This is a genomic window from Kitasatospora sp. NPDC022856 (genome assembly GCF_055561235.1).
In genome coordinates this window covers 144,745-157,563 of record NZ_JBVHHE010000019.1, presented here as the reverse complement: position 1 = coordinate 157,563, position 12,819 = coordinate 144,745, and the positions used below count along the sequence as shown (strand labels likewise).

Annotated in this window: 14 protein-coding genes and 3 pseudogenes; 9 read left to right on the top strand and 8 right to left on the bottom strand. The window is 72.9% G+C overall.

Features of this window, described 5'->3' with window-relative positions:
• Positions 1-1,036 precede the first annotated feature (1,036 nt).
• Both ACZ34W_RS24650 and ACZ34W_RS24645 read left to right on the top strand, forming a co-directional pair.
• Positions 1,037-1,318, top strand: a complete 282-nt coding sequence (locus tag ACZ34W_RS24650; protein WP_329492399.1) for a helix-turn-helix domain-containing protein — start codon at positions 1,037-1,039, stop codon at positions 1,316-1,318.
• Positions 1,319-1,807: 489 nt separating this feature from the next.
• Positions 1,808-2,197, top strand: coding sequence for an STAS domain-containing protein (locus ACZ34W_RS24645; protein ID WP_465607115.1), 390 nt, complete (start codon positions 1,808-1,810; stop codon positions 2,195-2,197).
• Between the two features lie 376 nt (positions 2,198-2,573).
• Here ACZ34W_RS24645 and ACZ34W_RS24640 read toward each other — a convergent pair whose 3' ends face one another.
• Positions 2,574-4,112, bottom strand: coding sequence for a DEAD/DEAH box helicase (locus ACZ34W_RS24640; RefSeq protein WP_465607113.1), 1,539 nt, complete (start codon positions 4,110-4,112; stop codon positions 2,574-2,576).
• Between the two features lie 369 nt (positions 4,113-4,481).
• Positions 4,482-4,685, bottom strand: a complete 204-nt coding sequence (locus ACZ34W_RS24635; RefSeq protein WP_030918248.1) for a cold-shock protein — start codon at positions 4,683-4,685, stop codon at positions 4,482-4,484.
• 833 nt (positions 4,686-5,518) lie between these two features.
• On the opposite strand from ACZ34W_RS24635, the gene ACZ34W_RS24630 reads away from it, so the two are divergent.
• The gene (locus ACZ34W_RS24630) at positions 5,519-6,193 is read left to right on the top strand and encodes a hypothetical protein (RefSeq protein WP_465607111.1); all 675 of its coding nucleotides are present in this window, start codon (positions 5,519-5,521) and stop codon (positions 6,191-6,193) included.
• Positions 6,194-6,531: 338 nt separating this feature from the next.
• Positions 6,532-7,029 (top strand): hypothetical protein, encoded by a 498-nt coding sequence (locus ACZ34W_RS24625; protein ID WP_465607109.1) that lies wholly within the window; start codon positions 6,532-6,534, stop codon positions 7,027-7,029.
• 298 nt (positions 7,030-7,327) lie between these two features.
• On the opposite strand, the gene ACZ34W_RS24620 is transcribed toward ACZ34W_RS24625, so the two are convergent.
• Positions 7,328-7,867 (bottom strand): CinA family protein, encoded by a 540-nt coding sequence (locus ACZ34W_RS24620; RefSeq protein ID WP_465607107.1) that lies wholly within the window; start codon positions 7,865-7,867, stop codon positions 7,328-7,330.
• A 20-nt stretch (positions 7,868-7,887) separates the two neighbouring features.
• Positions 7,888-8,088: pseudogene (locus ACZ34W_RS24615) on the bottom strand (Orn/Lys/Arg family decarboxylase); the annotation flags it as partial.
• A 273-nt stretch (positions 8,089-8,361) separates the two neighbouring features.
• Here ACZ34W_RS24615 and ACZ34W_RS24610 point away from each other — a divergent pair.
• Positions 8,362-8,694, top strand: coding sequence for a hypothetical protein (locus tag ACZ34W_RS24610; protein WP_465607105.1), 333 nt, complete (start codon positions 8,362-8,364; stop codon positions 8,692-8,694).
• A gap of 73 nt (positions 8,695-8,767) precedes the next feature.
• Here the strand turns inward: ACZ34W_RS24610 and ACZ34W_RS24605 are convergent, their stop codons facing one another.
• Positions 8,768-8,938 carry a hydrophobic protein gene (locus ACZ34W_RS24605; protein WP_329485246.1) on the bottom strand — a complete coding sequence of 57 codons (171 nt, stop codon included), beginning with the start codon at positions 8,936-8,938 and terminating at the stop codon, positions 8,768-8,770.
• Positions 8,939-9,147: 209 nt separating this feature from the next.
• On the opposite strand from ACZ34W_RS24605, the gene ACZ34W_RS24600 reads away from it, so the two are divergent.
• From ACZ34W_RS24600 to ACZ34W_RS24590, 3 genes are all read left to right on the top strand, one after another.
• Complete coding sequence (locus ACZ34W_RS24600; RefSeq protein ID WP_465607103.1) at positions 9,148-9,387, top strand: hypothetical protein; 240 nt, start codon at positions 9,148-9,150, stop codon at positions 9,385-9,387.
• A gap of 85 nt (positions 9,388-9,472) precedes the next feature.
• On the top strand, positions 9,473-9,625 hold the full coding sequence (locus tag ACZ34W_RS24595; protein WP_465607124.1) for a hypothetical protein: 153 nt from the start codon (positions 9,473-9,475) through the stop codon (positions 9,623-9,625).
• Between the two features lie 63 nt (positions 9,626-9,688).
• On the top strand, positions 9,689-10,162 hold the full coding sequence (locus ACZ34W_RS24590) for an MSMEG_6728 family protein (protein WP_465607101.1): 474 nt from the start codon (positions 9,689-9,691) through the stop codon (positions 10,160-10,162).
• A 174-nt stretch (positions 10,163-10,336) separates the two neighbouring features.
• On the opposite strand, the pseudogene ACZ34W_RS24585 reads toward ACZ34W_RS24590, so the two are convergent.
• Positions 10,337-10,498: pseudogene (locus ACZ34W_RS24585) on the bottom strand (TetR/AcrR family transcriptional regulator); the annotation flags it as partial.
• Between ACZ34W_RS24585 and ACZ34W_RS24580 the strand changes: the two are divergent.
• Positions 10,499-10,747, top strand: a pseudogene (locus ACZ34W_RS24580) (short-chain dehydrogenase); the annotation flags it as partial.
• Positions 10,748-11,207: 460 nt separating this feature from the next.
• Here ACZ34W_RS24580 and ACZ34W_RS24575 read toward each other — a convergent pair.
• Positions 11,208-11,534: a nuclear transport factor 2 family protein gene (locus ACZ34W_RS24575; RefSeq protein WP_380382045.1), complete on the bottom strand. Its 327-nt coding sequence runs from the start codon at positions 11,532-11,534 to the stop codon at positions 11,208-11,210.
• 31 nt (positions 11,535-11,565) lie between these two features.
• Positions 11,566-12,750, bottom strand: a complete 1,185-nt coding sequence (locus tag ACZ34W_RS24570; RefSeq protein ID WP_329491762.1) for a M20 metallopeptidase family protein — start codon at positions 12,748-12,750, stop codon at positions 11,566-11,568.
• Between the last annotated feature and the right edge of the window lie 69 nt (positions 12,751-12,819).

The window sequence follows — 12,819 nt, the reverse complement described above, 5'->3', positions numbered from 1 at the left end:
ACGGGCGCTCGTCGCTCCCCAGACTCCCCACTCCGTTCAAAGCCGGACGAAGTGAGGTGAACAGCAGCGTTGGCCAAAATCGACCAGCCTCATCACCGCCACCGACCCCGGCCGGTGTGGGCTCCGGGTGCGAGCAGCCGAGCCCGTCCCTCGCGCAGGGAGAAGACTGCCTCCTCGGTACGCACCGGAAAATCTATGCCCGCTGAAGTAGACATTGCCAGGTGGCGTGGTTACTGTTTCTCTCGTAGACGCGGTCAAGCAGTACCCGCCAGACACGAACTGGCGGGCAGCAGTGCGCAAGTTCGCAGGTCCGCGCGGTTGCAGGGTCCTGAAGCCAGGGATGTGCAGTAAGGCGACAGGACCGGTGGCCGCTCCGGGCGGCCCGCGGGTATCAGGGGCCGCCACCCGGCGTTACCGCAGTTCATCACGTGCATGGCCCAGCAAGTGCATGACCCGAAGGTGAAGTTGAGTCGGGCAGTACCAGCAGTCGTAGGACGCGGTATCCCAGTAAAGGCGCCAGGACTGCGGGCGCGCGTGCTGGGAGGTCCGGGCAGTGGGGTTCCAAGCCGAGCAGGTGAGCACGACGGGCGACGGGGCTGGCTGCCGGACCGGGCGGACCATCACGACCGCCGCAGCAGCAGTTGGCAGTACGGCAGTAACCGCAGTTCGCAGGGACAGAACCCGGGTAGTGCAGAGGATGAACGGAGGGACGTAGCGCCATCAGGATCGCCCGGCCCGTGAGGCAATGCACCGGGCGGAATCCGAGGACCCCGAGGCAAGGACGGTGGTTTCCGGTCACGCATACGCGATCCCCGCACGCCCCCTCACCCGGGGCGAGGCGGACTCAAGGAACCCGGTCATAGGGCCGGAAGATGGTGTAAAACCCTTCGGGGCCCCGGGAGCCGCAACGGCCCCGGGGCCCCTCAGTGCGTCCCCGGACACAACAAGAAGAGGTGCAGTGACCACGGCAACCATCCGACCGCATACCCCCGACACCCCCGACCGTCTCGACGACGACGACTACCCCGCCTACACGATGGGCCGCGCCGCCGAGATGACCGGTACCACACCCGGCTTCCTACGCTCCCTCGGCGACCAGGGCCTCATCACCCCCCTGCGCTCCGAAGGCGGCCACCGGCGCTACTCCCGCTACCAGCTGCGCATCGCGATGCGCGCGCGTGACCTCGTCGACCAGGGCACCGCCATCGACGCAGCCTGCCGCATCGTCATCCTCGAAGACCAGCTCGAAGAAGCCCTGCGCATCAACGACGAGCTCCGCCGCTCCCAGCAGGGCCAGGCCCCCGACGCCGATACCTGACCGTCTGCCCCGCCCGGCCGACGAGACCGGCCCGCGGTGGGCGACAAGCGCTCACCGCAGGCCGCCCGGCCGCCCGTCGGAGAGCGACGCCGCCGGCCGCCGATCCTGGATCGCGGAGCGTCCTCTCCTGGGCCGACTGGCCGGAGACCCCGCCTCACCAGCGCGCGGAGCTGTCCGCGACCACCCGGTACGACGGCTTCGTCGTCATCCCCGGGGCCCATGCTCTGACGCGCTCATCCACTACCGTCGCGCCAGGGTCAGGACGCCTGCCCGGCGGCGATGGCCGGCCGACTTCCGCCGACCGGACCGCGCCTGCCTCCCGGCCGGCTCTGCCCGGGACCCGCCTGTAGGCGGTTCGCCCACGCGGGTGGTCCGCCGGGCCCCCGGCCACTACGGTGTGGTGCGCCCCCGCACGCGGGCCGTGAGGTCAGATTCCCGCTTCGCGGGCGCACCCCGGGCCGCCGAGATCGGGGTCGCAAGGAGTGAACGGTGACCGTCTCCGAGGAGAGTCGACCTCCTGCCCTCGATGTCTCCCTGAGGCCGGGCGCGGGCGACGTGGTGCTCGACGCGGCGGGCGACCTCGACCAGACCACCGGTCCACTGCTGAGCGCCGCCGTGGAGAGCGTCCTCGACACGCCGGCCGTTCCCGGGAAGCTGGTGGTCGACATGTCCCGGGTCGCGTTCTGCGACTCCGGCGGCCTCAATGCCCTCATCCGCGCCCACCTGCGCGCCCGCGAAGCGGGGTCGGAGCTTCACCTGCTGCGTCCGACCGCACCCGTCGCGGCTCTGCTGCGCCGTACCGGCGTGGACCAGGTCCTGCTCGTGGGCCCGGCCCCTGCGGCGGCCTGTACCCAGGAGGGCATGCCCGGGTTCGCGTGAGGTCGCACCCCCGCGGAGCAGCGCCCCGCGGGGAGAAGCTCGCCGGTGGCCGGTGGCCGGTGGCCGGTGGCCGGTGGCCTGGGTGCCACGGGCGGCCCGGAGGCCGCGGAGCCCCGGTGGGACTTCGTCGCGCACTCGTGGGCGTCCCAGGCCGTCGCCTCCGGCCGCAGGGAGCAGGCGACCTCTGCCGTACATCGGTGCCCGAGGCCGGTCCTGACCGGCGCAGCGGCCGTCCTCGCCGTCTTTCGCCCGGCGGGTCCGCCGGGGCGGGGTGCTGCCGGCGGCCCGCGCGTGCGGGGCGTCGCGGGGAGCCGGTATTGCCGAGGCGGCGAACCGCGCGGGCCCGGTGCGCTGTGAGCACCGGGCCCGGCGGGTGCTACGCGGCGAGGGCCACGCGCCCGGGCGCGCGGCGGCGGCCGGAGGTGCCCCGGTTGTCGCGGCCGGCGGCAGACCGGGTGTCGCCGGAGCCGCTTGCGGGGCGGCCACGGCGGCCACGGCTGGTGGACGCGCTGCGGCGGGGCCGGTCGGCGACGGGGTCGGCGATCACGGTGGGGATGCCGGTGGGCACGCGAGCGCCGGTGATGCGGGACAGTTCCTCGTCGCCGGCGGTGACCCGGGTGGTGACGGGGGTGATGGCGGCGGTGGTCATCATCCGGGTCATCTCGCGGCGCTGGTTGGGCAGCACCAGCGTGACGACGGTGCCTGACTCGCCGGCGCGGGCGGTGCGCCCGCCCCGGTGGAGGTAGTCCTTGTGGTCGTTCGGCGGGTCCAGGTTGACGACCAGGTCCAGGCCGTCGACGTGGATGCCCCGGGCGGCCACGTTGGTCGCGATCAGCGCGGTGACCTGGCCGGTGCGGAACTGCTCCAGGGTGCGGGTGCGCTGGGGCTGGGACTTGCCGCCGTGCAGGGCCGCGGCCTTCACGCCGTTGGCGAGCAGCTCGTCGACCAGGCGGTCCGCGCCGTGCTTGGTGTCGATGAACATGATCACCCCGCCGTCGCGCGACGCGATGTGGGCGATCGTGGCGTTCTTGTCGAAGCTCTGGACGTGCAGCACGTGGTGCTCCATGGTGCTGACCGCTCCGGCGGACGGGTCCACCGAGTGGGTGACCGGGTCCTTGAGGAAGCGCCGCACCAGCCGGTCGACGTTGCGGTCCAGGGTGGCGGAGAAGAGCATCGTCTGGCAGCCCTCGGCGACCTGCTCAAGGAGCTCGGTGACCTGCGGCAGGAAGCCCATGTCGGCCATCTGGTCGGCCTCGTCGAGCACCGTGATGCCGACGCCGTCGAGCTGGCAGTCGCCGCGCTGGATCAGGTCCTTGAGCCGCCCGGGTGTGGCTACCACGACCTCGGCGCCGCGGTTCAGTGTCTGGGCCTGGCGGCCGATCGACATCCCGCCGACCACGGTCGCCATCCGCAGGCGCACCGCGTGGGCGTAGGGGGTGAGGGCATCGGTGACCTGCTGGGCGAGTTCGCGGGTGGGGACCAGGACCAGGGCCAGCGGGCGGCGCGGCTCGGCCTTGCGTCCGGCGGTGCGGGCCAGGACGGCGAGGCCGAAGGCGATGGTCTTGCCGGAGCCGGTGCGGCCTCGTCCGAGGACGTCGCGGCCGGCCAGCGAGTTCGGGAGCGTCGCGGCCTGGATCGGGAAGGGCGCGGTGACGCCCTGGCGGGTGAGCACCGACAGCAGCGCCTTCGGCATGTCCAGCTCGTCGAACGCTTCGACGGCCGGCAGCGCCGGGGTGGTGCTGACCGGCATCGCGAACTCGCCCTGCGGGGACGAGCCCTGACGGGAGCCCCGGCTGCCGGAGGAGTACCGGCCGCCGGCGGGCCGGTCGCCGTAGAAGGAGCTGCCGCCGGAGCGGGAGCCCGTGGAGGAGCGGGAGTTGGCGTCCTGGTACGACGAGCGACTGGAGCGGTTCATGTGGGACCTTCCTCAGGGCGGCACGTCACGAGGAAGGCTCCGTGGCGCGGAGGCGCCGGCGGAGACCGCAAGGGAACGGGCCGAAAGTGTGACGGGCGGAGCGTGGACGGTGGAACCGTGCGGCACGTCACCTACGGTCGGCGCTCACCGCGAAGGGGCGGGAGCGAAGAACCTCGAACCGTGAGCTGTCACGGCAGGGCGCCGATCCGGACGCGGCGCTGGGCGTCTCGCGTGGGGATGGCCGCCGGTGGCGGAGCCAGGGGCCTGAACGGCCGGGGATGCGCGTGTGGCGCAATGCCGAGGGGCCCGCACCGGGCATCAAGTACGCGGTGCGGGCCCCTCGCTACCAGGCGGGTGCCGTGGCAGAAACTACAGCGGACGAATGTTCTCGGCCTGCGGGCCCTTCTGGCCCTGCGTGACGTCGAACTCGACCTTCTGGCCCTCGAGCAGCTCGCGGAAGCCGTTGGCGTTGATGTTCGAGTAGTGGGCGAAGACGTCGGGGCCGCCACCCTCCTGCTCGATGAAGCCGAAGCCCTTTTCCGCGTTGAACCACTTCACAGTGCCATTAGCCATAAAGAAATCTCCTTCAAGGGGCTGTCCGAAGCACGCACCGTGCGTGCTCCGAGATGCCGCGATGATGACCCACCCGGGGAAGAGCCGGGAAACAAAAATGCGCCTGCGATACATCAGCAGGCGCACACAAAGTTCATGGGAACCACTACTGCAACTAAGAGCCACTCTAGCAGGCCACGGCCTCCCGTGGTGGATTTCTTCGCCTCCGGTTGTGCGACAGCTTTCCTCGGGGCCCGCCGGACCCGAGCTGACCGGATCACCAATGCCCCTCTACGGAAGGATAGTTGAAAAAGCATCCGCACCCCCGTCGGTACCGGTGTCTCCCCGGGAGAATGTGTCCCGCCACCGGGGGCACCCTGGCTCCTCCGGCAGCGCCGTAAACGTGACGTACCACGCCCGCCTTGCAATCCAAGGCGCCGGGCGGCGTACACGGAATTCCGTCCCCCGAAATCGAATGAGCCGGAGAAGCCTCGTGCCCGCGCTTTCCGGCGCGTACAGCCGAACGCGGACCCCTCCGGTGCGCTCGCCACCGGAGGGGCGGCTGGTCGGCGCCGCACGGCGCCGCACGGCGTCCACGGCTTCGACTGCGACGAGCCGCCGGAGGAATCCCTGCGGGGCCGTTGAGCGGGCGGGGGCGTGACCGGGCATCGGGGGGCTGAGGTCGCCGGGGCCTCTCCCGGGGCGTTGCGCCGTGCCGATCGGCAGGGTGCAACACCCCGGGAGGGCGGCCCCGTTCATGCCGATCGGCACATGTGCGGGAGGGGGTGGGGAGGCGAGGGTTAGGGGCATCAGGACGGCGGCCGACGGGGCCGCCTGGAGGAGGGAAGCCCATCATGTTCCGTATTCGTAGCCGTGCCCGCGTCAGCGCCCCTGTCGTCCGGGGTGCCGCTGCTGCCGGGCTGGCCCTTGCCGGGGTCGCGGGGATCGCTCCGGCGTCGGCCACCGGCACCGCCGGCCCCGCTGCGGGCCCGTCCGTGCCGCAGGACGGGCGGCCCGGTCGTCCTGCGAGCGTCAGTGGTACGGCCCGTATCTGGTACGCGATCACTCCGGACGACGAGATCCGGTTCACCCTCGACGCCTGGGCGGAGCCGTACACCCGTCCCTTGCCGGGTACCCAGGCGTCCGAGGGGCTGCCCACCGACGCCCGGGGCACCATCCGCTACTCCCACCGGAAGGCCGCCACCGGGGAGGTCTACAGCGCCGAGGCGGAGGTGGACTGCCTGAGCACCGGCGGCCCGGTCGCCACGCTGACGGCTGTCGTCACCAGGTCGGACGTGGGCAACACCGGCGAGCGGATAGGCCTGAGCGTCTACCAGGGCACCGGGCACGGCGACGGCCGGCTCGGGTTCTCCTGGGGCGTGGCGAACATGGACATGGGGGCCGACGGGAAGCCGTACCAGCCGGTGGTCGGCACCTGTATGGCGCCGGCGCCGTTCGCCCCGGTCCTGCGGGGTGGCTTCACCGTCCACCACACCGAGTTGGAGGCACCGAAGACGGCCGGACGGTAGCCGGGAGGCCCGCCCGGGAGATGGTCAGACGGACCAGACGAGCAGCCCGTGCCGGTGGCGGGCGGCGGCGGTGATCGGGGCACGGGAATTCCAGGCCGAGCGTCCCAGACAGGGCGTAGCGGGCGCCGCGTGTCCCGTGGTCGAGTGCGCCGGTGGGGAGACGCGCCAGGGCCACCGTGACCTCGCGGGCGGTAGGGGTGCCGCGCGGCGCCTCGGGTGGGCAAGGAGGCCTGCTCGGGCGAGACGGCGCCGCGGCCCCTTCGACGTCCGGGGCGCGGCTCACCTGGACGGGTGCGCTGGGCTGGCCACGGCGTGTGACTCGGCAGCAGCCTGCGGTTATGGAGTACGCAACGGCACAGCGAACCGATTCCCCCGGCCGCCCAGACGGCGGAGAGCCCGGGAAGGGGCGGCGGCGAGCGGCCCTACGGGTCGACGAAGGCCTCCTGGTCCTGGCGGCGGCCGTCCTCGACCACGGGGTGCCACTCTTCGATCGGCGGTCCGGCGATGCGGCCGCGGAGGTGGCGCGTCGTCTGCGGTCCGCAGTCGGCCGGCCGTCGCAGACGCCGGACCGCCAGCAGCTGGCCGTGGCTGTCGAGAACGCGCTGCGCGACCGGTCCGGCAGGGCGCGGCGTGTCGTGGAGGCGGCGACGGTGGAGGATGCGGTCGCGTATCTGCGGCGTGTGGAATCAGCGCTGGCGGGCAAGGCGCTCGGTCGGGCCTGCCGACGTCTGTGGGAGGCCCTGTACCTGTGCATTCCCTTGACGACGATCCTCTCCCGGCCCGCGTGGCCGCCCGCCGCGGGCTTCTCGCTGGCTGACGCGCCTCCACTCGGGTGAGACACGCCCGCCGGTCCGAGCACGGTCCGGGCACGGCGGGAAGCGCTCCACGGGCAGAGGGTGAGCGGCCCGTCCCCCCTGGCCCAGGGGGAAGACAGCCCTCGCCGACGCGGAGCGAGGACCGCTCCCGAGATGAGAAGCTCCTCAAGCAGCTGGAGAGGGCGCACAACGGCCATCCGCGGATGAGCACGCTCCTTCAGTAGCTCATGGACGAGGCCGCCGCCCACGTCCGGGACGAGGAGACCAGACTCTTCCCCGACTGCGCCAGGGCCGTACTCCCGAACTGTGTCCGTGCTGATCAGTCGGGTCGCAGCAGGTCGTGGAGGAGCCGCAGGGCGGCGAGGACTGCGTCGTTCTGGATGTCGTTGCGGTGTCCGGAGCGCGGCTCGGGCTGGGTGGCGATCGTGGCGTGCGGGGCGGCGACGGCCACGAAGACCGTGCCCACCGGTTGGCCGTCCTGGGGGGCGGGGCCGGCGACGCCGGTGGTGGCCAGGCCGTAGGTGGCCTGGGTGAGGGCGCGCACGCCCTGTGCCATCTGGGCGGCCACCTCGGGGTGGACGGCTCCGACCTCGCCGACCAGGGCGGCATCGACGTGCAGCAGCCCGGTCTTGAGGTCGGTGGCGTAGGCGACGACTCCGCCGAGGAACGTCGCGCCGGAGCCGGGCGCGTCCGACAGCGCCACGGCGAGGCGGCCGCCGGTGAGGGATTCGGCCGCCGCGACGCTGTGGCCGGCGGCGGCCAGCGCGGAGGTGATCTGCCGGACCAGGACGCCGGCCGGGTCGAGCCCGCGGGAGCCGTCCTGGCCGCCGTGTCCAGTGCGGCCTGTGTCGGGGGGCATGGGGATCTCTCAGGCAAGGATCAGGTCTCGACCACGACGCGCAGGGAGGCGAGTTCGGGGTCGGCGCTGTCGGGGACGAGCATCCCCGCGTCGACGCCGCTGCGCAGGTAGTCGGTCACGTCGTCGTCGAGGCGTTCGCCCGGGAGGGCGGCGGGGATGCCCGGCGGGTGGGGGGTGAGCATCTCGGCGGTGGTTCGGCCGGACGCCTTCTCGATGGGCACCTGTATGCCGCGAGGGCTTCGAGTACCGGTGCCTGGGACTGGTCCATGCCGCGCGTCTTCCCACCGGTCGGGGCAGGAAACGGGGCGGTGCCGGCTCGGAGCCGCCCCGCCCCGAGGCTGCTCTGAGCTGCCGGGGCTGACGCGGCCGCGCCCGACGTGCCGACCCGGGTGCCGGGGGCGCGCGTACCCTCCGCTCCCCCCGCCGGGCGACGGGGCTGGTCCGGATGCCACCGTCGGGGTGCGACGGACCGTCCCTGCGGCCAGGTTGAGGAGATGGACATCGTCACCGTGCTGGAGCCGGACACCCCGACCAACATTCGGCTCCTGGAAGCGGACTTCGCCCCGGCCGATCCGCAGGGCCCGGTGCGCCGCGCACACGCCGCCCCGGCGGAGGCCTCGGGCGTCTGCGGCCCCCTCACCCTGTGCGGCCTGGACACCGGCGAGATGACCCTCGCCCCGCACCGACCCACCGACCCCGACCAGCCCTGGCGCCAGGCGCGCTGGAACACCTGCTACACGTGCCGGACAGCCGAGCAGAACACAGGGCCGGCCGCTCAGGACCGCCGGGACGACAGCTCCCGTCCGGCGGGAACGACGGCCGGCTGACGGGGCCGCACGCACGGCGGCGGGGCGCCCGCTTCACGCGTGCGCCCCGCCGAGCCTGATCTGCGGATGTGACCTACCAGCGGTACCAGCGGTGGCGCCGGCCCGAGGAGTGCGTGCCACGGGCCACGAAACCCACCAGCCACAGCACGAGTACGGCGATCGCCACCCACCAGAGAATCTTGAGTGCGAACCCGGCGCCGAAGAGCAGCAGGGCCAGCAGCAGAACGAGAAGAAGGGGAACCATCGGAACCTCCGCAGTCGGTGTCGAGCAACCGGTTGCCCCGGGGTCGCACGCATATTCGCCCGAATCCTTCCGGCAACCCGGGGTAGAGGGGCCCGTTCGGCGCAGGGGCCCCCACCGCTTCGGCGCATCCCGGGCCCGGCGGGCTGACGCGGTGCCCGTTTGGCGCAGGACCGCCCGGGCAGGCGCGCGGTACCGGAAGAGGAGGAGCCATGGACGACATCCCCCAGGGCGGCTCCGGCGGAGTGCCCGGTCACCACCACGACGACCCCGGCCACCCCGGGACTCCCGACAGCCCCGCGACCCCGGACGGTCCGTCGGACGGCCGCGGCCGGGAGGCGAAGACCGTCCGCGCCGGACAGCCGGTCGCCGAACAGCGGACCGACCGGAAGGCCGATCGGCAGGAGAGCGGCGATCGGAAGCAGTCCACGAGCGACCGACCCGACGAGTGAATGCACCCCTGGCAAGGGGCACGGTCAAGGCTGTCAGCCGGCGCACGGCCAGCGGGACATGAGGACCGAAGAGGTACCCGATCGCGTGAGCAAGGACCCGATCGACGTCATCGTCAGGGTCACCACCAGCGGACTGTGCGGATCCGACCTGCACCTGGACGAGGTGCTCCGGCTGTCTCCGGCTGTCTCCGGCGACCGGGCCGCCCGGCGCTTCGGCGGGCCCGAACCGGGCCGCTGACCCGGCCGGTCTGCCCGGCCGCCCTGCCGCGCGCGCCCCGGAGGGGCCCGGCACGATGGAGGGGTGCAGACCTTCCTGCCCTACCCGGACTTCGCTGAGTCCGCCGCGGTGCTGGACCCGAGGCGGCTCGGCAAGCAGCGGGTGGAGGCCCTCCAGGTGCTTCGCGGGCTGACCGTCCCCGGGTACGGCTGGCGCCACCATCCGGCCGTAGGGATGTGGGCAGGCTACGAGGAGGCGCTCGTCCGGTACGGGCTGGAGATGTGCCGGGCCTGGACCGCCGAGGGGCGCCGGGACACCTGCGCGGACAGCCTCCGGGACGGCCTGCCGGAGCGCGCCGGGGCGCCCGCCGTGCGCTCCCAGGCGGAGCTGGCGGGTGCGGGAGAACTCCCTCCGTGGCTGGGAGCCGCGGAGTTCCACGCCAGCCACCGGTCCGCGCTGCTCCGCAAGGACCCGGCCTTCTACCGGGCCCGTTTCCCGGACGAACCGGACGACCTGTCCTACGTGTGGCCCGCATCCGACCGTGCGCGCCGGGTGTGAGGCGGGGCCACCGCCCGCCGCGCGGCGGCCGGCCGGGCGTTTCGCGCCGAGACATGGCCGCGTCGGCGTCGTGTCACGAGCTGGTGCCGTCCGTTCGGGCGGTTCTCGGTCGCGTCGCCTGGGCCGCGAGTGCTGCGTTTTCGAGCACCGCGCCGACCAGCCTGGCTGTGCGGATCAGCTGGTTGTCGTCAGGGCTGCGCGCGCGGTGGTGAGGATCTGCTCGGAGAGCGGGGAGCCCTTGGTGGCGCGGGCCAGGACGAGTGCGCCGACCATCGTGCAGAGCTGGGCGATGCCGTCCTGGTCCTCGGTGGCGAGCCACTCGGCGAAGTCGCTCACGCGGCATGGGCACTGACCGGCGCGGCCCGGGAGGAACTGGCCCCGCACGGCATCACCGTCTCCGCGCTGCACGTCGGATACATGGACACCGACATGGCCGCAGGGATTCCCGCCGACCAGAAGGCCGACCCCGCCGACGTCGCCGCCCAGGCCCTGCACGGCATCGAGACGGGCCTGCCCGAGATCCTCGCCGACGAGAGCACCCGGTACGTCAAGCAGGGCCTGGCCGCCTCGCCGACCGCGGCGTGAAGCGCAACCGCCGGACCATCCCCTCCTCCCCGGTGACCTGCTGACACGCCTGCCGCCACCGCGCTTCGAGAAGCGGATCGTGCCGGCTGCCTCCTTCATCGCGGCCCTGTCGCCGGGCCGTCGGGCAGGTCTGCCGCGCCTCCACGCTGCGGGCGCCTTCCACGGCCATAGCCCGGGGTACCCCCTGTCCAGGGTTCCGGCCGCTGTCGGGCGGAGCCGTCCGCAGGCAGGACGCCGGGTGCCTCGACGAAGCCGTCCGGGCCTGGCTGCCAGCTGGTGAAGGGAGCCGGCCCGCCCCGGCTCCGCCGTGACCGCCGACCGTGGGCCGCCGTCCCCGAACAGGTAGCGGCCTTCCTTTCGGCGGCGCCACCGGGCTCCTGGTCCGTTCGGCCAACCCGGCCGCTCAGCGGGGCTCAGGGGAAGTCAAGCGACGCCGCACGTCACCGCACGCCCAGGCGGCTCAGCCGAGGAACTCAACGCGGTCGATGAGGCCTTCGCGGACCCGGTAGGCCACCAGGACGCGGACCGGTTCGTCGGACAGGCCGTGGGCGACTTCGTGGTCGACCACCCAGTCGCCCTCGGTGAGCCGCCCCACGATCTCCGCCCGGCAGCGGCCTGCGGCGAACTGCCGGGTGTAGGTGTCGCGCAGGGCCTGACGGCCCTCCAGCCGGCTGCCGTCCCGCCGGAGAACGAGGACGTCCTCGGCGTAGGTGGCGACGAAGGCGTCGATGTCGTGGTTGTTGTAGGCGGTGAGCTGCTGCTCGACCACGTCGCGCGGTTCGGTCATGTGCTTGATCGTTTCTTCCTCGGGCAGGGGTTCAGGCCGCGAGACGGCGGGTGGCGAGTTCGGCGTAGAGCGCCGCTCCGTCGGGGAGCACCGCGTCGTCGAACTCAGCGTAGGGAGAGTGGTTGAGCGGCAGGGTGTCGGGATCGCTCCCCTTCGGGGCGGCGCCGAGCCACGCGAACGATCCCGGAACGGCGTCGAGTACCCGGGAGAAGTCTTCCGACCCGGTCATCGGGTTGGCCATCGTCCGGAAGCGTTCCTCGCCGAAGGCCTCCCGGACGGTGTCCATGAGGAAATCGGTCTCGGCCCCGTCGTTCACCGTCACCGGGTACCCGGGAAGGTACTCGATCTCGGCCCGCAGGCCGTGGGCGGCCGCGACGGCCCGCACCAGCTCCACCACGGTGTCGGTGACCTTGGCCCGCGTCTCGGCGGAGAAGGTGCGCACGGTCGCCTCGAAGTAGGCGGTCTCGGGGATGATGTTGCGCTGGGTACCGGCCCGGAGGAGTCCGACGGTGATCACCACCGGATCGAACACGTCGAAGCGGCGGGTCACCATGGTCTGCAAGGCGGTGACCGTCTCGCAGGCCGCCGGGACGGGGTCCTTGGCCCGGTGAGGTACCGAGCCGTGCCCGCCCGCACCGTGGAGGGTGACGTTCAGCGCGTCGGAGGCGGCAAGGATCGGCCCGCGCCGGGAGCTGAACTCCCCGTGCGGCATGGTCGACGCCACGTGCAGGGCGTATGCGGCGACCGGGCGCGTGCCCGCCGCGTCCAGAACGCCCTCGGCCAGCATGGCTCCGGCGCCGTCCCAGCCCTCCTCGCCGGGCTGGAACATGAAGACCACGTCGCCGTGGAGCCGCTCCCGCCGTGCGGCGAGCAGGTGTGCGGCGCCCGTGAGCATGGCGGTGTGCAGATCGTGTCCGCAGGCGTGCATGGCACCGTTGTCGGACGCGAACGGCAGCGGGGCCTTCTCGATGACCGGCAGTCCGTCCATGTCGGCGCGCAGGAGCACCGCCGGCCCCGGTAGCCCGCCGCGCAGCACCGCGGTGACCGAACTCAGGGCGGAGCCCTGACGTACTTCCAGCGGCAGCCCCTCGAGAGCCCGCAGCACCCGCTCCTGGGTGCGCGGGAGATCAAGGCCCAGCTCGGGGACCCGGTGGAGGTCATGGCGGAGCCGGACCAGGTCGGGAGCCAGAGCCAGGGCGTCGTCGTGTATGGACACAGGTACCTCCATCGGGCCCGCGGGGGCGGGAACTTGTGCGGAGCGATCTTGTTCCGCGATTCTGGAGCC